The sequence below is a fragment of the Streptomyces boncukensis genome, from assembly GCF_011045075.1.
Taxonomy (GTDB): domain Bacteria; phylum Actinomycetota; class Actinomycetes; order Streptomycetales; family Streptomycetaceae; genus Streptomyces; species Streptomyces boncukensis.
In genome coordinates this window covers 1-18,073 of the sequence record NZ_JAAKZZ010000102.1, presented here as the reverse complement: position 1 = coordinate 18,073, position 18,073 = coordinate 1, and the positions used below count along the sequence as shown (strand labels likewise).

Sequence of the window (18,073 nt, the reverse complement as noted above, 5' to 3'; positions counted from 1 at the left end):
GGGTGGGGGCCGTGCCGAGCGGCCGGACGGCGCGGCCGCCCGGCCGGTCGGACGGGGCGGCGGCCTGGGCCGGGAGCTCCGGGAGCCGCTCGCCGTCGGCGGGCGCCGACAGGCCCAGCGCGTCCTTGAGCTCGCTCTCGCGCCGGGTCATGCCCGCGCGGACGTCCAGCGCGAAGTGCCGCAGCCGGTGGCCGCCCTCGACGGCCTTGTCGGCGGCCCGCACGGCCAGCGCGTCGGGCGCGAGGCTGCGGATCTTGCGCTGGACCTTGGTGGTGGCCCAGACACCGGCGGCGGCGCCGGTCGTGAACCAGAAGGCACGGCGGAACATCGGCTTCGGGTCAGTCCTTTCCGCGCTTGCGTCCGGCCCGCCGGGCGGCGGGCACCGTGCGGCTCACCACGACCCTGCGGGGCGCGTCGGCGCCCGCGCCGGGCTTCCGGGCCAGCGCGCGCCGCACGCCGTACCCGAACGCGGCGACCTTGACCAGCGGCCCGCCGAACGCGGTGGAGACGGTGGAGGACAGCGCCGAGGCGTTGGAGGTGACCTCCTGGACGTCGGTCGCGATGGCGTCCACCCGGTCGAGCTGGGTCTGCGCGGAGCGCACGGTCGCGGATGCCTCGCCCAGCAGCGGGACCGCCTGCTCCGTCACGCCCGTCACCAGCTTGGTCGCCGCCCTGAGCGTCTGGGCGAGCCTCGCCAGCACCACGGCGAGGAACGACACCAGGATCGCCCAGAAGACCGCGACGAGGAGGCCGGCCACTTCACCACCGGACACGCTGCACCGCTTCCCTCGGGATACCTCGGATCGTCATGGGATCGCACCGCCGCTCGCCAGGTGGCCGGCCGCGGCGGCGGATGAATACCGACCTTATCGCGCCGGGCTGACACGTTCGTACCGCATTACGGGCGGGGAGCCGGGGGCGGCGCCGTCATCGTTCCGGGCGATTGTACGTTCAGCGAACAGGCCAGTACGCTCCGTGTCCCATGCGACCCTTTGAGGATCCCGGTCCGCCCGCAGACCGGCCCCGGCACGCCTCCGAGAGCACTGGCCGCGCCGCTCCCGCGGGGCTTCCGGGCCATCTCCCCGCGGAACTCAACCGCTTCGTGGGCCGCTGTGCCGAAGCCGCCGAACTGGTCGGGCTGCTGGCCGCCGGCCGGCTGGTGACCGTGACGGGGGTGGGCGGCGTGGGCAAGTCCCGGCTCGCGCTGCACACCGCGCGGCGGCTGCAGGATCGCTTCTGCGACGGTGTATGGCTGGCGGAGCTGGCAGCGCTGCGGGACGGCAGGCTGCTCGACCACACCGTCGCCGAGGCCCTGGGCCTGGCCGGCAGTTCGGTCCGGCCGCCGCGCTCGGCGATGCTGCGCCAGCTCGCGGAGCGGGAGGCGCTGCTGGTGCTGGACGGCTGCGAACACCTGGTCGAGGAGAGCGCCGAGCTGGTGGACGCGCTGCTGCGGCACGCGCCGGGACTGCGGGTGCTGGTCACCGGCCGCCGCCCGCTGGAGATCGCGGGCGAGCATGTCTTCGTCCTGCCCCCGCTCCCGGTCGGCGAGGCGGTGGAGCTGTTCGCCGAGCGGGCCCGCGCCGTGCTGGCCGGGCCGCCGGGGCCGGGCGAGGCGGTGGTCGAGGTCTGCCGGCGGCTGGACGGGATCCCGCTCGCCGTGGAACTGGCGGCCGGGCGGCTGCGGGTGCTGTCGGTGGAGCAGATCGCGCACCGCATCGGCGACCGGTTCCGGCTGCTGGCCAGCTCCAGCCGCAGCGCGCTCCCCCGGCACCAGACGCTGCGCACCGCGGTCGGCTGGAGCCACGAGCTGTGCACCGCGCAGGAGCGGCTGCTGTGGGCCCGGCTGTCGGTCTTCGCCGGGGACTTCGACCTGGAGGCCGTGGAGTACCTGTGCTCGGACGAGGACCTGCCGGCCGACCGGGTGCTGTCCGTGCTGGACGAACTGGTGGCGCAGTCCGTCGTGGTGCGGGAGGGCGCGGTGGGCGCCGAGGGCCAGGCCCGCTACCGGCTGCTGGAGACGGTGCGCGAGTACGGCGCGGGCTGGCTGGCCGAGCTGGGCGAGACGGAGGACCTGCGCCGCCGGCACCGCGACTGGTATCTGGGCCTGGCGACATGGTGCGAGCTGGACTGGTTCGGGCCCCGGCAGGCCGAGGTGGCCGGGCGGGTCGAGCAGGAGCTGCCCAACCTCCGGCTGGCCCTGGAGTACAGCCTGGGCGACCCGGAGGACGCGCACCTGGGGCAGTATCTCGCGGCCACGCTGTGGTTCTACTGGATCGGATGCGGCCGGCTCGCCGAGGGGCAGCACTGGCTGGACCAGGCGCTCGCCTGGGAGGGCGGGCACGCGCAGACCCGCGCCAAGGCGCTGTGGGTGTCCGGGCTGGCCTCGCTGGTGCGCGGGCAGGTCGTCGGCGCGCTCGGGGCGCTGCACGAGTGCCTGGAGCTGAGCGAGGCGGAGGGCGACAGCACGGCGCACGCGTACGCGCTGCAGATGCTCGGCTGCCTGGCCGTCGTCAGCGACGACCTGCCCCGGGCCAAGTCGCTGCTGTGCGAGGCCCTGGAGCGGTTCCGGGAGCTGGGCGAGCTGAACGCGCTGGTGATCCTGGCGCAGGTGGAGCTGGCGATGGCGCACGCCTTCGACGGCGAGCTGGAGACGGCGCTGACGCTGTGCGAGGAGGCCCGGCAGCTCTCGGCGGACAGCGGGGAGCGCTGGGTGCTCTCCTACGCGCTGTATCTGCTGGCGTATGTGCACATGGTGCGCGACGACGCCGCGCGGGCGCGCGAGCTGAGCGTGCAGTGCCTGACGATCAAACGGGAGTTCCACGACGTGCTCGGCATGACGATCGCGCTGGAGCACCTGGCACCGCTGACGGCGGCCGAGGACCCGGAGCGGTCAGCGGCGATGCTGGGCGCGGCGGACGCGGGCTGGCGGGTGGTGGGGGCGCGGCGCTTCGGCTCCCGGCACTTCGAGAACATCCCGGCCGCCTGCCGGGCCCATCTGCTCGCCTCGCTGGGCGAGCGGGTGTACGAGGCGGCGTACGCGCGGGGCCGCAAGCGGGGGCTGCTCGCCGCCGTCGACGAAGCGGTGCGCCGTGCGTCCGGCGGCCCGGCCGGGCCCGCCCGCGCGGTGGCGGGGTCCGGGCGCACGGCACACGGCTCGACGGGGCGGCTGCCGGAGCGGGAGGACGCCCCGGGTACGGCGCAGCCCGCCGTACCGCCACCGACAGGGAGGCGGCAGGCGGGCTGACGGGCGCCCCGGAACGCACCAGTGCGCCCCCGGCGCGGGACGCAGCGGGTGTGCAGGCAGCGGCCCCGCCGGGCGGGGCCGAGCCCGCTCAGCGTGCGTAGTACTCGACGACGAGCTGCTCGTCGCAGATCACCGGGATCTCCTTGCGGTTCGGATCCCGGTCCAGGCGGAAGGCCAGCGCCTGGAGGTTGACCTGCAGATAGCGCGGGGTCTCGCCGTCGGGCGCGTAGCCGCCCTCGCGGGCGACCTGGAACGGGTGCTTGCTCCGGCTGCGCTCGCGGACCATCACCACATCGTCGGGACGGACCCGGAAGGACGGCTTGTCGACCTTGCGGTCGTTCACCGAGATGTGGCCGTGGACGACCATCTGGCGGGCCTGGTAGATGGTGCGGGCCAGGCCGGAGCGGAGCACGAGCGCGTCGAGCCGCCGCTCCAGCTCCACGACCAGCGCCTCGCCGGTCTTGCCGCCGGTCTTGCGGGCGCGGTCGTAGGCACGGCGCATCTGGCTCTCGCTGATGTCGTACTGCGCGCGCAGACGCTGCTTCTCCAGCAGACGGACCTTGTAGTCGCTGTTCTGCTTGCGGCCCCGGCCGTGCTCGCCCGGCGGGTACGGGCGCTGCTCGAAGTACTTCACGGCCTTCGGGGTCAGCGCGATGCCGAGGGCACGCGACTTCTTGACCTTGGGACGCGACTGGTTCACGTTGAACGGACCTCCGTGTAAGTTAGGTGAGGCTTACCTTAGCGGAGGAGAACGTATGTTTCGACCTGGGATTTCCCAGCCCGGCGCCGACGCCGAGGGGGATCAGCCGCGTCCCGTGGAAGACGCCCCGCGGCCCACGGCCGCAGAGCGTGTACGCACCCTCGTGGAGTCCAGCGTATCCGCCATGCTGACCATTCCCGGCATAGAGCCCCGGGCCGGGGAGGCGGGCGCGGGGTCCCCCGAGGTCCGCGCCGTCACCCCGGAAGGCGACGTCATCGCCCTGGTCCCGGCGGACTCCCCCGCCGCGCAGGCCGCCGCCTACGCGCAGGACGACGACATCACCACCGTGATGGAGATCACCGATGTGGCTCCGGTCTCGGTGCCGCACCGGATCCGCGGCCGGGCCTGGGTCGCCGGGTGGCTCACCGCCGTGCGCAACGAGCAGCGCGCCGCCTGCGCCAAGCTCCTCGGCGAGGCCGCCCCGTCCGGGATGCCGCCGGGCACCGCCTGGCTGATGCTGCGCCTGGAGGTCGGCGAGGCGTTCGTCGACGATCTGTGGAGCGCCGAGCACGTCGAACCCGACGACTTCGTCGCGGCCCGGCCCGACCCGCTGGTGCGGCACGAGGCGGAGCTCCTCCAGCACCTCGGCGCGGCGCACGCCGACCAGGTGCGCGGGCTGTGCGCCTGCCGGACGGACGAGCATGTGGCGCCGCTGGCGCTGGACCAGTACGGACTGCGGGTGCGGTTCTGGGACGACGACGCGCAGCGGTGCGCGGATGCGCGGTTCGAGTTTCCGGAACGGGTGCGGACCGTGGCCGAGCTGCGGCGGGCGATGCACGCCCTGTTCCGCTCCCCGGAGGGCTAGGCCGCGTCCTGCGGCCCGCCTGCGGCCCATCTGCGGCCCATCTGCGGCCCATGGTTGCCCTCTGCCGGGGCGGCCGGGCCGGGGCTGCCCCTGCCCGTGCCCTGCGGACTGCGGCTGTCGCCGTGGTTGCGCGCGCCGTTCCCCGCGCCCCTTCGGGGCGCACGTACGCGCTCCGTCAGGGGCGGGGGAAACTGAGCGCGCAACCCCGACCCGGCAGGGACCCGGCTCAGTTCTCTCCGCGCTCTCCGCGCAGGCGGGCGCGGACCCGCTCCACCACCTCCGCGTAGCGGGCCTCCGCGCCGTAGCGGGTGGGCTCGTAGTACCGCTTGCCGTGGATGTCGTCCGGGGCGTACTGCTGGGCCGCGATACCGCCGGGGAGGTCGTGCGGGTACTGGTAGCCCCGGCCGTGGCCGAGCTTCTGGGCGCCCTGGTAGTGGCTGTCCCGCAGGTGGGGCGGGATGGGGCCGGTCCGGCCCGCGCGGACGTCCTCCAGAGCCGCGCCGATCGCCTTCGTGGCGGCGTTGGACTTCGGGGCGAGCGCCAGCGCGATCGTCGCGTGGCTGAGGGTGAGCGCGGCCTCCGGGAAGCCGATCAGCGCGACGGCCTGGGCCGCGGCCACGGCGGTCGGCAGCGCCGTCGGGTCCGCCATGCCGATGTCCTCGCTCGCGGAGATCATCAGTCGGCGCGCGATGAACCGGGGGTCCTCGCCCGCCTCGATCATCCGCGCCAGATAGTGCAGCGCCGCGTCCACGTCCGAGCCGCGGATGGACTTGATGAGGGCGCTCGCCACGTCGTAGTGCTGGTCGCCGTCGCGGTCGTACTTCACCGCCGCGCGGTCGACGGCCTCCTCCATGGTGGCCAGGGAGATCGCCGTCGCGCCCTTGGCGAGCGCCGCGCCCGCGCCCGCCTCCAGCGCGGTGAGCGCCCGGCGCGCGTCGCCGCCCGCGATCCGCAGCAGGTGCTCCTCCGCGTCCTCGGGGAGGGTCACCTCGCCCTTCAGGCCGCGCTCCTCGGTGACGGCGCGGCGCAGCAGGCCGCGGACGTCGTCGTCGGTGAGCGGCTCCAGGGTGAGGAGGAGGGAGCGGGAGAGCAGCGGGGAGATCACCGAGAAGTACGGATTCTCGGTGGTGGCGGCGATGAGGGTGACCCAGCGGTTCTCCACCGCGGGCAGCAGCGAGTCCTGCTGGGCCTTGCTGAAGCGGTGGATCTCGTCCAGGAACAGCACGGTGTCCTTGCCGTAGGCGCCCGAGGAGCGGCGCGCGCCGTCGATCACGGCGCGCACCTCCTTGACCCCTGCGGTGATCGCCGACAGTTCCACGAACCGCTTGTCGGTGGCCTGGCTGACGACGTACGCCAGGGTGGTCTTCCCGGTGCCGGGCGGGCCCCACAGCAGCACGGAGGCGGCACCCGCGGGACCGCCGCCGCCCTCGCCCACCAGGCGGCGCAGCGGGGAGCCGGGGCGCAGCAGATGGGCCTGGCCGACGACCTCGTCGAGCGTGCGGGGCCGCATGCGCACGGCGAGCGGGCTGGCGGACGGCTCCTTGGCCTGGCGGTCCTCGGCTGCTGCGGTGAAAAGGTCGGGCTCCACGCTGAAACCCTAAGTCAGACCACCGACAGCGCCGCGCGGGGTCAGCCGGTCCAGAAGTCCCACCAGCGGGTCAGGATCAGGATCCCGATCACGCCGATGTGCAGCACCGGCAGCACCCACGGGAACTCGTCGGCGACGGCGCGCACGGCGGCGGGCGCCGGCAGGAAGCCGTTGCGGACGTTGTGCGCCGTCACATACCAGAACATGATCAGCGTCGCGACCCAGGCGAGGGTGCACCACAGGCACAGCGCGCCGATGTTGTAGAGCGACTGGTACATCAGCCAGGTGCAGAAGCCGACGCCGAAGAGCGTGCCGAAGTTGAACGTCAGCCAGTACCACCGGGGGAAGCGGGCTCCGGCGAGCAGGGTGATGCCGACGCAGATCACCACGGAGTAGGTCGCCAGGCCGAGCATGGGGTTCGGGAAGCCCATGGCGGACGCCTGGTCGCTCTGCATGATGCTGCCGCAGGAGACGACCGGGTTGATGCTGCAGCCCGGCTTGAAGTCCGGGTCCTCCAGCAGCTTGAACTTGTCGAGCGTGATGACCCAGGCGGCCAGCAGCCCGGCGGCACCCGTGACGATCAGCATCCAGCCGAACGCGCGGGAAGCCCCGACGGCACCCCCTCTCGGTTCGTCCGCATCCGCGTGCGTATCGTCCACAGGTGCCGTCGTGGTCATAGCGCTCGGTGTCCCGTCGTTCGTTCCGTGAGGGATGTGCCACTCATTGTGCCCCACCCGTACGGGGCGTCACCGCACCTTCGCCGAGACATGGGGCACGATCTCGGCGAGCGGCACCGCGGTCTGCTCGCCGCTGTCCAGGTCCTTGAGCTGGGCCACCCCCTCGGCCAGGTCCCGCTCGCCGAGCAGCAGGGCGTAGCGGGCTCCGGAGCGGTTGGCCGACTTCATGGCGTTCTTCATGCTCTTCCCGCCGTAGGCGAGGTCGGCCGCCACGCCCTCCCGGCGCAGCGCGGTGACCGCGCCGAACAGCGCCCGCCGCGCCGCCTCGCCCAGCGGCACCGCGAACACCTCCGTGGCGGCGGGCAGTTCGAGCTCCACGCCCTCCGCGCGCAGCGCCAGCACCGTGCGGTCAACGCCCAGCGCCCAGCCGACGGAGGGCAGCGCGGGGCCGCCGATCAGCTCGGAGAGGCCGTCGTACCGCCCGCCGCCGCCGACCGCGGACTGCGAGCCGAGCCCGTCGTGCACGAACTCGAAGGTGGTGCGGGTGTAGTAGTCCAGGCCGCGGACGAGCCGGGGGTCGTCCTCGTAGGCGACGCCCGCCGCGGTGAGCAGGGTGCGCACCTCCTCGTGGAACGCCTTGCACGCCTCGCACAGGTGGTCGCGCATCATCGGCGCGCCGGCCAGCTGCCGCTGGACGCTCTCGCGCTTGTCGTCCAGCACCCGCAGCGGGTTGATCTCGATCCGGGCGCGGGTGGCCTCGTCCAGGTCGAGCCCGCGCAGGAAGTCCTGGAGCGCGGCGCGGTAGGCGGGCCGGCACTGCGCGTCGCCCAGCGAGTTGAGCAGGATGCGGAAGTCCCGCAGGCCCAGGGAGCGGTACGCGTCGTGCGCGAGGATGATCAGCTCGGCGTCCAGCGTGGGGTCCTCGGCGCCCAGCGCCTCGGCGCCGATCTGCGAGAAGTGCCGGTAGCGGCCCTTCTGGGGGCGCTCGTAGCGGTAGTACGAGCCCGAGTACCACAGCTTCACCGGGAGGTTGCCCGCCTTGTGCAGGTTCGCCTCCAGTGCGGCGCGCAGCACGGAGGCGGTGCCCTCGGGGCGCAGCGCCAGCTCGTCCCCGCCCTTGGTGGTGAGGGTGTACATCTCCTTGGTCACGATGTCGGTGGACTCGCCGACGCCGCGCGCGAACAGCCCGACGCTCTCGAAGCCGGGGGTCTCCGCGTAGCCGTAGCCGGCGCGGCGCAGCGGCGCACAGAGCGCCTCGCGCACCGCGAGGTAGTCCGCGGAGTCGGGCGGCAGCAGGTCGTAGGTGCCCTTGGGGGCCTTGAAGGTACTCACGGGGGTTCTCGTCACATTCCTCGTCGCGGGGCCTCGGCATCCAGCCCCCGCATAAAGGGGTTGGCGGCGCGCTCGCGGCCGATGGTCGTCTGGGGGCCGTGCCCGGAGAGCACCACGGTCTCGTCCTCCAGCGGCAGGCAGACTCGGGCCAGCGAGCGGAGGATCTCGGCGTGGTCGCCGCCGGGCAGATCGGTGCGTCCGATGGAGCCGGCGAACAGCAGGTCACCCGAGAACAGGACCGGCGGCACCTCGGCCTGCTCGGGCATCCGGAAGGTCACCGACCCCTTGGTATGGCCCGGCGCGTGCGCGACGGTCAGCTCCAGCCCCGCGAGCTCCAGCGCCGCCCCGTCGGTCAGCTCCGCGACGTCGTCGGGCTCGCCCACGGTGAGCTCGCCGAGCAGCGGCTGGCCGATGCGCATGCCCAGCGCCTTCTCGGGGTCGCTCATCATGTAGCGGTCGTCGGGGTGGATCCAGGCGGGCACGTCGTGCGCGCCGCAGACGGGGACCACCGACGCGACATGGTCGAGATGGCCGTGCGTGAGGATCACCGCGACCGGCTTCAGCCGGTGCTTGGCGACGGCCTCCTCGACGCCCTCGGCGGCCCGGTGGCCCGGATCGATGATCACGCACTCCTCGCCCGCGGCGGGGGCGACCAGGTAGCAGTTGGTCCCCCAGGCCCCGGCGGGGAACCCGGCAATGAGCACGATCGTCCTTCGGTCGTCCGGCAAAGGGGAGCGGCGTTTGCGCCGCTCAGACAGGCGACAGCTTACCGGCGCCCGCAACCGTGGAGCGAACCCTTACGCCGGGCGTATACGGTACGTGGCCACGATGTCCCCCGACGCACACCGCCGTGCGACCGGATTCCCCGGGCCGCAGGACACCGAAGGAGTACACGACCGTGGTCAGCAGTGAGCAGCGCAGGAAGCAGCTCGCCCGTGCGAAGTTCGAGCGCCAGCAGCAGCGCCGGGTCGCGGCGCGGCGCAAGGCGCGCGTCCGCAACGGCGCCATCGCCCTCGGCCTGGTGCTGGTGCTCGCGGCGGGCGCGGCGTATGCCGCCACCGGCGGCCTCGGCGGGGACGGCGGCTCGGACGCCGAGGCCGCGCAGACCCCCTCCCCCAGCAAGGCACCCGACCCCTGCGACAAGCCCGCGAAGGGCAAGCCGAACGGCAAGCAGTGGAAGAAGGAGCCGGCGATGAAGGTCGACAAGTCGGCCGACTACACGATGTCGCTGGAGACGACCTGCGGCACGATCGACATCGAGCTGGACGCCGCCAAGGCGCCGCACACGGTCAACTCCTTCCGCTTTCTGACGGACCAGCGCTACTTGGACCACTCGCCCTGCCACCGGCTGGTCGACCAGGGCATCCACGTCCTGCAGTGCGGCGACCCGCAGGGCACCGGGCGCGGCGGCCCCGGCTACACGATCCCGGACGAGAACCTCAAGGACTCCCGGCTGAAGGGCGGCACCTACCCGGCGGGCACGGTCGCGATGGCCAACCAGTACGACGAGCGCACCAAGAAGGGCCGGAACTCCGGCGGAAGCCAGTTCTTCCTGGTCTTCGAGGACAGCAAGCTGCCGCCGTACTACACGCCGTTCGGCAGGATCACCCAGGGCATGGACGTCCTGAAGAAGATCGCCAAGGCCGGCGCCTCCCAGGACCCGCAGACCGGGAACACCCCGCCCAACGCGACCGTGGTGATCGACAAGGCGCGGGTGCGCGAGTCCTGAGCGCCGGCGGCGGCCCGGCGACTGCCCACCGCGCCCCGGAGGGCACGGGACAATTCCACCGCGCGGATTGCGGACAGCGCGGGCGCCGGTCGCCTATGTTGGCGTTGTGTAGGGTGCCTGCGCCGACGGCCAGACCATCTGTCGGCCGGACGAGAACCGTGGACGATGCCGGGGGCCGCGCGCCCCTTCCCGGGCATCATGTGGAGGAGGCGCTGTGAGCAGCGACCCGTGGGGCCGCGTCGACGACGCGGGGACTGTGTACGTGCGTACGGCCGACGGCGAGAAGGTCGTCGGGTCGTGGCAGGCGGGATCGCCCGAGGAGGCCCTCGCCTACTTCAAGCGCAAGTACGACGGTCTGGTCGTGGAGATCGGCCTCCTGGAGCGCCGGGTGCGGACGACTGACCTGTCGGCGAAGGACGCGACGGCCGCGATCGAGCATCTGCGGGAGCAGGTGGACGCGCACCACGCGGTCGGCGACCTCGACGCGCTGCGCGTACGGCTGGACAAGCTGGTGGAGGCCGTCGAGGAGCGCCGCGAGGAGCGCAAGGCGCGCAAGGCGCAGCAGCACGAGGAGGCCAGGGCCGCCAAACAGGAGCTGGTCGCCGAGGCCGAGGAGCTGGCGCAGAGCGAGCAGTGGCGGGCCGCGGGAGAGCGGCTGCGGGCGCTCGTCGACACCTGGAAGGGGCTCCCGCGGCTGGACCGGAAGAGCGACGACGAGCTGTGGCACCGCTTCTCGCACGCCCGCTCGGCCTTCTCCAAGCGCCGCAAGGCGCACTTCGCGCAGCTGGACGCGCAGCGCGAGGAGGCGCGGCAGCGCAAGGAGAAGCTGGTCGCCGAGGCCGAGGCGCTCTCCGGATCGCAGGACTGGGGCCCCACCGCCGCCAAGTACCGCGAGCTGATGCAGGAGTGGAAGGCCGCGGGCCGCGCGCAGCGGGAGTACGAGGACGACCTGTGGAGCCGCTTCCGGGGTGCGCAGGACGTCTTCTTCCAGGCCCGCAGCGAGGTGTTCGCGGAGCGCGACAGCGAGCAGCGGGAGAACCTGACCCGCAAGGAGGAGCTGGCGGCGGAGGCGGAGAAGCTGCTGCCCGTCACCGATCTGAAGGCCGCGCGCGGCGCGTTCCGGGCGCTCAACGAGCGCTGGGACGCCATCGGCCACGTACCGCGCGAGGCCCGGCCGAAGATCGAGGGCCGGATGCACGCGGTGGAGCGGGCGATCCAGGAGGCCGAGGAGTCCGAGTGGCGCCGCAGCAACCCGGAGGCGCGGGCGCGGGCGCAGGGCCTGACGGGGCAGCTCCAGGACGCGGTGGACAAGCTGCACGGCCAGATCGAGAAGGCGCGTGCGGCGGGCAACACCGCGAAGGCGGAGAAGCTGGAACGGGAGCTGGCCGGGCGGCAGGAGCTGCTGGACCAGGCGATGAAGGGGCTGGAGGAGTTCGGGGGCTGACCCGGCGGACCCGCGAGGAGGTGCGGGGGCTCTCGCCCCCCGCCTCCCTCTCCTCTGTCACGGCTCTTACGGCTCTTACGGCCGCCGTGCCGAGGTCACCCGGTAGACGTCGTAGACGCCCTCCACGCCGCGCACCGCCTTGAGGACGTGCCCGAGATGCTTGGGGTCGCCCATCTCGAAGGTGAAGCGGGAGGTGGCGACGCGGTCCCGGGAGGTCTGCACGGCCGCGGAGAGGATGTTGACGTGCTGGTCCGACAGGACCCGCGTGACGTCCGAGAGCAGCCGCGAGCGGTCCAGGGCCTCGACCTGGATGGCGACCAGGAAGACCGAGGACTGGGTGGGCGCCCACTCGACGTCGAGGATGCGCTCCGGCTCCCGGGAGAGCGAGTCGACGTTGACGCAGTCGGCCCGGTGCACCGAGACGCCGTTGCCGCGGGTGACGAAGCCGATGATGGGATCGCCGGGCACCGGCGTACAGCAGCGGGCCAGCTTGACCCAGACGTCGGAGCCCTCGCCCTTGACGACCACCCCGGGGTCGGCGCTGGTGCGCCGCTTGGTGCGGGTGGGCATCGGGGGCGCGGTCTCGGCGAGGTCCTCCTTGGCCTCGTCCTCGCCGCCGAGGGCCTGCACCAGCTTGTGGCAGACGTGCTGCGCGGAGACATGGCCCTCGCCGATCGCGGCGTAGAGCGCGGAGATGTCCGGGTAGCGCATCTCGTGGGCGAGGGTGACCAGCGAGTCGCCGGTGAGGATGCGCTGGATGGGCAGGTTCTGCTTGCGCATGGCCCGCGCTATGGCGTCCTTGCCCTGCTCGATGGCCTCGTCGCGGCGCTCGCGGGTGAACCAGGCGCGGATCTTGTTGCGGGCGCGCGGGGACTTGACGAAGCCCAGCCAGTCCCGGGAGGGGCCGGCGCCGGACGCCTTGGAGGTGAAGACCTCCACCGTGTCGCCGTTGTCGAGTGTCGACTCCAGCGGGACGAGGCGGCCGTTGACGCGGGCGCCGATGGTGCGGTGGCCGACCTCGGTGTGCACCGCGTACGCGAAGTCGACGGGGGTGGCGCCCGCGGGGAGCGCGATGACATCGCCCTTCGGGGTGAAGACGAAGACCTCGTTGCGGGACAGGTCGAAGCGCAGCGACTCCAGGAACTCGCCCGGGTCCTCGGTCTCCTTCTGCCAGTCCAGCAGCTGGCGCAGCCAGGACATGTCGTTGACGGTGTCCTGGTTGGCCTTGTCCTTGCCGGTGGACTTCGGCGCGTCGGTGCGCACCTTCGAGGCCCCGGCGACGGCCTGCTGCTTGTACTTCCAGTGGGCCGCGATGCCGTACTCGGCGCGGCGGTGCATGTCGAAGGTGCGGATCTGCAGTTCGACGGGCTTGCCGCCGGGCCCTATGACCGTCGTGTGCAGCGACTGGTACATGTTGAACTTGGGCATCGCGATGTAGTCCTTGAACCGCCCCGGAACCGGGTTCCAGCGCGCGTGGATGGTGCCCAGCGCGGCGTAGCAGTCGCGGACGGTGTCGACCAGGACGCGGATGCCCACCAGGTCGTAGATCTCCGCGAAGTCCCGGCCGCGGACGATCATCTTCTGGTAGACGCTGTAGTAGTGCTTCGGCCGCCCGGTGACGGTGGCCTTGATGCGGGCCGCGCGCAGGTCGGCCTGCACCTCGTCGGTGACGACGGCCAGATACTCGTCGCGCTTGGGTGCCCGTTCGGCGACCAGCCGCACGATCTCGTCGTACATCTTGGGGTAGAGGATGGCGAACGCCAGGTCCTCCAGCTCCCACTTGATGGTGTTCATGCCCAGCCGGTGGGCGAGCGGGGCGAAGATCTCCAGGGTCTCGCGGGCCTTCTGCTCCTGCTTGCTGCGCTTGAGGTAGCGCATCGTGCGCATGTTGTGCAGCCGGTCGGCGAGCTTGATGACCAGCACCCGCGGGTCCTTGGCCATGGCGACGACCATCTTGCGCACGGTCTCGGCCTGGGCCGCCTCGCCGAACTTGACCTTGTCCAGCTTGGTGACGCCGTCGACGAGCAGCGCGACCTGGTCGCCGAAGTCGCGGCGCAGGGTGTCCAGGCCGTACTCGGTGTCCTCGACGGTGTCGTGCAGCAGGCCGGCCATCAGCGTCGCCGGGTCCATGCCCAGCTCGGCGAGGATGGTGGTGACGGCGAGCGGATGGGTGATGTACGGGTCGCCGCTCTTGCGCTTCTGGCCGCGGTGCCAGCGCTCGGCGACCTGGTAGGCGCGCTCGATCTGGCGGAGCGTGGACGACTCCATCTTCGGGTCGTTGCCCCGCACGATCCGCAGCAGCGGCTCCAGGACGGGGTTGAACGGGCTGGACCGCTGGACACCGAGGCGGGCGAGCCGGGCGCGGACCCGGTTGGAGGAGCCGGAGCGGCCCGAGACGCCGGAGACCGCGCGCGCCGGCGCCACCCGGTCCCGGGTGGGCTGCCCGCCGCTGCCGCCGGGCGCCGCTCCCGCGGCAGGGGGCTCCGCGGGCTCGGCGGGGCGCTGCCGCGCGGAGCCGCCGGACCGCTCCGGCGCGGCGTCCGCCACCGCGCCGCCGGTGCCGTCGGGCTCGGTGCCCTGGCGCTGTGCGGTGGTGAGCTGCTGGGCTTCGTCTGGCAAGAGCACTCCTCGGTGAACCCCAGGTCGGACTGCCATGGTAGCCACCCCTGCCCCGGCGCTTCCTGTGCGCGGAACGCCGGGCCACGGCGACGGCGGCCACCCGCGTCCGGTCCTGTACTCAGGTGAACGTATCGGGTGGCCGCCGTATGCCGCCGCGTTTGTCGTCAGACCGTGACCAGCGCCTCCAGCGGCGCCCCGGCCAGCGCCTGCTCCAGCCGCCGCCTGCCGCCGAGGAAGCCCAGCTCCAGGAGCACGGCCGCGCCCGCGATGCCGGCGCCCGCGCGGCGGATGAGCGTCAGGGACGCCTCGGCGGTGCCGCCGGTGGCCAGCACGTCGTCGATCACCAGGACGCGGTCGCCCTCGCCCAGGTCCTCGGCGTGCACCTCGATCTCGGCGCTGCCGTACTCCAGGTCGTAGCCCTGGCTGAGGGTGGCACCGGGCAGCTTGCCCGCCTTGCGGACCGGCACGAAGCCGACCCCGGCCCGCACCGCGACCGGCGCGGCCAGGATGAAGCCGCGCGCCTCCAGACCGACGACCTTGGTCGCGCCCCGTGCCTCGCAGATCCCGGCGAGCGCGTCGGTGAGCACCGAGAACGCCTTGGGGTCGGCGAGCAGCGGAGTGATGTCCTTGAACATCACGCCCGGCTTCGGGTAGTCGGGCACGTCGTGGATACGGCTGGCCAGCAGTTCCCGTACCTCGTCGGATACGGCCGGGGCGCTCGTGTCGGTCATGTCAAGCAGTCTCTCACCCCACGTCAGGCCGCCGGGAGGCGGTAGACGCGGCGGGCGCAGCCCCCGAGGACGGCGGCGCGCTCACCGGGCGAGCACCCGGCCAGCAGCTCGCCTGCGAGGGTGCGCACGGCTCCGTAGCCGGCGGGTCCGGCGGCCAGCTCGCACACGGGCCAGTCGGAGCCGAACATCACCCGGTCCGCGCCGAACGCGGCCAGCAGGTGCTCGGCGTACGGGCGCAGCAGCGCCGCGTCCCAGCCGCCCCACGGCGCCTCGGCGACCAGGCCGGAGAGCTTGCAGGTGACATTGGAGCAGCCGGCCATGGCGGTCAGCCAGCGCGCCCAGGTGTCCCACTCGCCGTCCGCGACGGCGGGCTTGCCCGCGTGGTCCAGGACGAAGCGGACGCCGGGCAGCGCGCGGGCGCAGGCGAGCGCGGCCCGCCGCTGCGGCGGGCGCACCAGCAGGTCGTAGACCAGGCCCCGCTCGCCGAGCCGGGCCAGCGAGCGGTGCACGTCGGCGCGCAGCAGCCACTCCGGGTCGGGCTCGTCCTCGGCCTGGTGGCGCAGGCCGACGAGGCGAGGGTCGGGCGGCAGCGCGGGCTCGGGGGCCGTCAGGTCCGCCCAGCCGACGACGCCCGCGACGGTGTCCGAGGCGGCGGCGACGGCCAGGAACTCGGCGGTCTCCTCGGCCGAGGAGACGGTCTGCACGAGGACGGTGCGCACCCCGGGACCGGTGCGGGCGCGCAGCTCGGCCTCGTCGTAGCGGCGGCGGATCGGTGCCAGCGCGTCTCCCGCCAGCCACGGGTACGAGCGCCGCGCGGGATCCCACAGGTGGTGGTGCGCGTCGACGGTGAGTTCCACGGGCGCTCCTCGCTGAGACATCCGATGACGGTACGTCGCCCACCGCTGCGCCCGACACCCCCGCCGGACCAGCGTGCACCGGGATCCGACCCGAGAGACATCGGATGTCTATTGCCACATCTCGCGGCCCGTTCCTAGAATCTGGCTCACCGGTGGCACAGCCATCCGAGCGCTGTCGGGGCGCGCAGCGCCGGACCCCGCCCGGGTACGACCACGCCTCCGCAGACGAAAGGCGGCCCCGCGCCATCGAGTACGTGGACCACCGGTACGCCCTCCCGCACGGTGCGTACCGGGCCGCCGGCGCCGCGGGCCCGCCTACCGGAAGGAGCGCCGCATGACCACACCGCGACAGCCGCAGGGGCCGCTGCACGGGCTCAGGGCCGCCGTCACCGGCGGCGGTTCCGGAATCGGGCACGCCGTCGCCCGCACGCTCTCCGGGCGCGGGGCGCGCGTCGCCGTACTGGACCTCGAACCGGGGGCCGCGGCGCCGCCGCTCCTCCCCCACCGGGCCGACGTCCGGGACGACGCGTCCGTACGGGCCGCCGTCGAGGCGGCGGCCGGCGATCTGGGCGGGCTGGACGTCCTCGTCAACAACGCGGGCATCGGCGCCGCCGGAACCGTCGAGGACAACCCGGACGAGGAGTGGCACCGGGTGTGGGACGTCAACGTCGTCGGCATCGTGCGCACCACGCGCGCGGCCCTGCCGCACCTGCGGCGCTCGGCGCACGCCGCGATCGTCAACATCTGCTCCATCGCCGCCACCGCGGGACTCCCCCAGCGCGCCCTCTACAGCGCCACCAAGGGCGGCGTCCTCGCGCTGACCCGGGCCATGGCGGCCGACCACATCCGCGAGGGCATCCGCGTCACCTGCGTCAACCCCGGCACGGTGGACACCCCGTGGGTGGGGCGGCTGCTGGACGCGGCCGACGACCCGGAGGCCGAGCGCGCCGCGCTGGAGGCCCGGCAGCCGACCGGCCGCCTGGTCGGCGCCGACGAGGTCGCCGCGGCCGTGGCCTATCTCGCCGACCCGGCGGCGGGCGCGGTGACCGGCACCTCGCTGGCCGTCGACGGCGGTATGCAGGACCTCCGGCTCCGCCCGGCGGGCCGGTGACGGCCGCGGTGCCGCTGGGCACCAGCGGCGTACCCGTCACCCGCCTCTCGCTCGGCACCGCGGCGCTCGGCAACCTGTACGCGCCGGTCTCCGAGGAGCAGGCGCGCGGCGCCGTCGACGCCGCCTGGGACGCCGGGATCCGCTACTTCGACACGGCCCCGCACTACGGGCTCGGGCTCTCCGAGCGGCGGCTGGGCGCAGCGCTGCGCGACCGCCCGCGGGCCGCGTACACGCTGTCCACCAAGGTGGGCAGGCTGCTGGTGCCGGGCGGGCCCGGCGGGCGGGACGCCGCGGGCGGCTTCGCGGTGCCGGCCGACCGGCGCCGGGTGTGGGACTTCAGCGCGGACGGCGTGCGCCGCTCGCTGGCGGAGAGCCTGGAGCGGCTGGGCCTGGACCGGGTCGACGTCGTGTATCTGCACGACCCGGACGACCACACCCGGCAGGCACTCCGCGAGGGCTATCCGGCGCTGGAACGGCTGCGGGCCGAGGGCGCCGTCGGCGCCATCGGCGTCGGCATGAACCAGCCGGGGACACCGGCCCGCTTCCTGCGCGAGACGGACATCGACGCGGTGCTGCTCGCGGGCCGCTACACCCTCCTGGACGACGGAGGTGCCCGGGAGCTGCTGCCCCAGGCGGCGGCGCGCGGCAGGGCCGTGGTGATCGGAGGGGTCTTCAACTCCGGTCTGCTGGCGGACCCGAGGCCGGGCGCCGCCTTCGACTACCGGCCGGCCCCGGACGCCGTCCTGGCGCGCGCCCTCCGGCTGAAGGAGGTCACCGCACGGCACGGCGTCCCGCTCCGGGCGGCGGCGCTGCGCTTCCCGCTGGCCCATCCGGCGGTGGCGTGCGTGCTGGCGGGCGGGCGCAGCGCCGCCGAAGTGCGGGACGCGCGGGCGATGCTGGACACCCCGGTGCCCGCGGCGCTGTGGGAGGACCTGCGGGCCGAGGGGCTGCTGGCCTGGCATCTGCCGACGCCGGAGGGGGCGCCGGGACCGGACTGCCCCTGACCGTGCGCCGCGGTCCGCGGGCCAGCCGCGGCCGGGCGCGGGCGCCCCGCAGGGGCGCGGGGAGCTGCGGGGTCACTCGACGAGGATCGCCTCCAGCAGCCGGGGCCCGTGCACCCCCTCCACCCGCTCCAGCTCGATGTCGCTGGTGGCGGAGGGGCCGGAGATCCAGGTG

Annotated in this window: 17 protein-coding genes; 6 read left to right on the top strand and 11 right to left on the bottom strand. The window is 73.7% G+C overall.

All coding sequences use genetic code 11. From position 1 onward, the window contains the following. Both G5C65_RS12775 and G5C65_RS12770 read right to left on the bottom strand, forming a co-directional pair. Positions 1–328, bottom strand: a 328-nt coding sequence (locus tag G5C65_RS12775; RefSeq protein ID WP_241265754.1) for a DUF6167 family protein, incomplete at its 3' end; no start/stop codon positions are given. 10 nt (positions 329–338) lie between these two features. Continuing rightward, the gene (locus tag G5C65_RS12770) at positions 339–773 is read right to left on the bottom strand and encodes a DUF948 domain-containing protein (protein WP_165298908.1); all 435 of its coding nucleotides are present in this window, start codon (positions 771–773) and stop codon (positions 339–341) included. A 209-nt stretch (positions 774–982) separates the two neighbouring features. Here G5C65_RS12770 and G5C65_RS12765 point away from each other — a divergent pair, with 209 nt between their 5' ends. Beyond that, the gene (locus G5C65_RS12765; RefSeq protein ID WP_165298907.1) at positions 983–3,244 is read left to right on the top strand and encodes an ATP-binding protein; all 2,262 of its coding nucleotides are present in this window, start codon (positions 983–985) and stop codon (positions 3,242–3,244) included. An 88-nt stretch (positions 3,245–3,332) separates the two neighbouring features. On the opposite strand, the gene rpsD is transcribed toward G5C65_RS12765, so the two are convergent. Next, positions 3,333–3,944 (bottom strand): 30S ribosomal protein S4, encoded by a 612-nt coding sequence (gene rpsD, locus G5C65_RS12760; RefSeq protein ID WP_165298906.1) that lies wholly within the window; start codon positions 3,942–3,944, stop codon positions 3,333–3,335. A gap of 184 nt (positions 3,945–4,128) precedes the next feature. Here rpsD and G5C65_RS12755 point away from each other — a divergent pair, with 184 nt between their 5' ends. Next, on the top strand, positions 4,129–4,809 hold the full coding sequence (locus G5C65_RS12755) for a DUF2470 domain-containing protein (RefSeq protein WP_241265753.1): 681 nt from the start codon (positions 4,129–4,131) through the stop codon (positions 4,807–4,809). A gap of 226 nt (positions 4,810–5,035) precedes the next feature. On the opposite strand, the gene G5C65_RS12750 is transcribed toward G5C65_RS12755, so the two are convergent. From G5C65_RS12750 to G5C65_RS12735, 4 genes are all read right to left on the bottom strand, one after another. Next, positions 5,036–6,397, bottom strand: a complete 1,362-nt coding sequence (locus G5C65_RS12750; protein WP_165298904.1) for an AAA family ATPase — start codon at positions 6,395–6,397, stop codon at positions 5,036–5,038. Between the two features lie 41 nt (positions 6,398–6,438). After that, a complete protein-coding gene (locus G5C65_RS12745) occupies positions 6,439–7,074 on the bottom strand; it encodes a vitamin K epoxide reductase family protein (protein ID WP_165298903.1) in 636 nt (211 codons plus the stop codon). Positions 7,075–7,143: 69 nt separating this feature from the next. Then, positions 7,144–8,406 carry a histidine--tRNA ligase gene (hisS, locus tag G5C65_RS12740; RefSeq protein WP_165298902.1) on the bottom strand — a complete coding sequence of 421 codons (1,263 nt, stop codon included), beginning with the start codon at positions 8,404–8,406 and terminating at the stop codon, positions 7,144–7,146. Positions 8,407–8,417: 11 nt separating this feature from the next. After that, the gene (locus G5C65_RS12735) at positions 8,418–9,110 is read right to left on the bottom strand and encodes an MBL fold metallo-hydrolase (RefSeq protein WP_165298901.1); all 693 of its coding nucleotides are present in this window, start codon (positions 9,108–9,110) and stop codon (positions 8,418–8,420) included. 194 nt (positions 9,111–9,304) lie between these two features. Between G5C65_RS12735 and G5C65_RS12730 the strand changes: the two genes are divergently transcribed. Next, a complete protein-coding gene (locus G5C65_RS12730; protein WP_165298900.1) occupies positions 9,305–10,135 on the top strand; it encodes a peptidylprolyl isomerase in 831 nt (276 codons plus the stop codon). Between the two features lie 214 nt (positions 10,136–10,349). Then, entirely contained in the window at positions 10,350–11,579 is a 1,230-nt protein-coding gene (locus G5C65_RS12725; RefSeq protein WP_165298899.1) for a DUF349 domain-containing protein, read from the top strand. A 75-nt stretch (positions 11,580–11,654) separates the two neighbouring features. Here G5C65_RS12725 and G5C65_RS12720 read toward each other — a convergent pair whose 3' ends face one another. The 3 genes from G5C65_RS12720 to G5C65_RS12710 all read right to left on the bottom strand — a co-directional run bounded on the left by G5C65_RS12720 (position 11,655) and on the right by G5C65_RS12710 (position 15,807). After that, positions 11,655–14,198, bottom strand: coding sequence for a RelA/SpoT family protein (locus G5C65_RS12720; protein WP_165298898.1), 2,544 nt, complete (start codon positions 14,196–14,198; stop codon positions 11,655–11,657). A gap of 164 nt (positions 14,199–14,362) precedes the next feature. Continuing rightward, positions 14,363–14,929: an adenine phosphoribosyltransferase gene (locus G5C65_RS12715; protein WP_165298897.1), complete on the bottom strand. Its 567-nt coding sequence runs from the start codon at positions 14,927–14,929 to the stop codon at positions 14,363–14,365. Positions 14,930–14,952: 23 nt separating this feature from the next. Beyond that, positions 14,953–15,807: an amidohydrolase family protein gene (locus G5C65_RS12710; RefSeq protein ID WP_165298896.1), complete on the bottom strand. Its 855-nt coding sequence runs from the start codon at positions 15,805–15,807 to the stop codon at positions 14,953–14,955. 313 nt (positions 15,808–16,120) lie between these two features. Here G5C65_RS12710 and G5C65_RS12705 point away from each other — a divergent pair, with 313 nt between their 5' ends. Then, complete coding sequence (locus G5C65_RS12705) at positions 16,121–16,897, top strand: SDR family NAD(P)-dependent oxidoreductase (protein ID WP_165298895.1); 777 nt, start codon at positions 16,121–16,123, stop codon at positions 16,895–16,897. Further along, complete coding sequence (locus G5C65_RS12700) at positions 16,894–17,901, top strand: aldo/keto reductase (protein ID WP_338146353.1); 1,008 nt, start codon at positions 16,894–16,896, stop codon at positions 17,899–17,901. The genes G5C65_RS12705 and G5C65_RS12700 overlap by 4 nt, the downstream gene beginning before the upstream one ends. 72 nt (positions 17,902–17,973) lie before the next feature. Here the strand turns inward: G5C65_RS12700 and G5C65_RS12695 are convergent. Then, positions 17,974–18,073: LUD domain-containing protein (locus G5C65_RS12695; RefSeq protein ID WP_165298894.1), on the bottom strand; the 100-nt coding region annotated here is incomplete at its 5' end.

Excerpts from the sequence above, each read along its gene's own strand:
- G5C65_RS12765 (WP_165298907.1), top strand. The coding sequence starts at position 983 with ATGCGACCCTTTGAGGATCCCGGTCCGCCCGCAGACCGGCCCCGGCAC.
- G5C65_RS12755 (WP_241265753.1), top strand. The coding sequence starts at position 4,129 with ATGCTGACCATTCCCGGCATAGAGCCCCGGGCCGGGGAGGCGGGCGCG.
- G5C65_RS12745 (WP_165298903.1), bottom strand. The coding sequence starts at position 7,074 with ATGACCACGACGGCACCTGTGGACGATACGCACGCGGATGCGGACGAA.
- G5C65_RS12715 (WP_165298897.1), bottom strand. The coding sequence starts at position 14,929 with ATGACCGACACGAGCGCCCCGGCCGTATCCGACGAGGTACGGGAACTG.
- G5C65_RS12710 (WP_165298896.1), bottom strand. The coding sequence starts at position 15,807 with ATGTCTCAGCGAGGAGCGCCCGTGGAACTCACCGTCGACGCGCACCAC.
- G5C65_RS12705 (WP_165298895.1), top strand. The coding sequence starts at position 16,121 with ATGACCACACCGCGACAGCCGCAGGGGCCGCTGCACGGGCTCAGGGCC.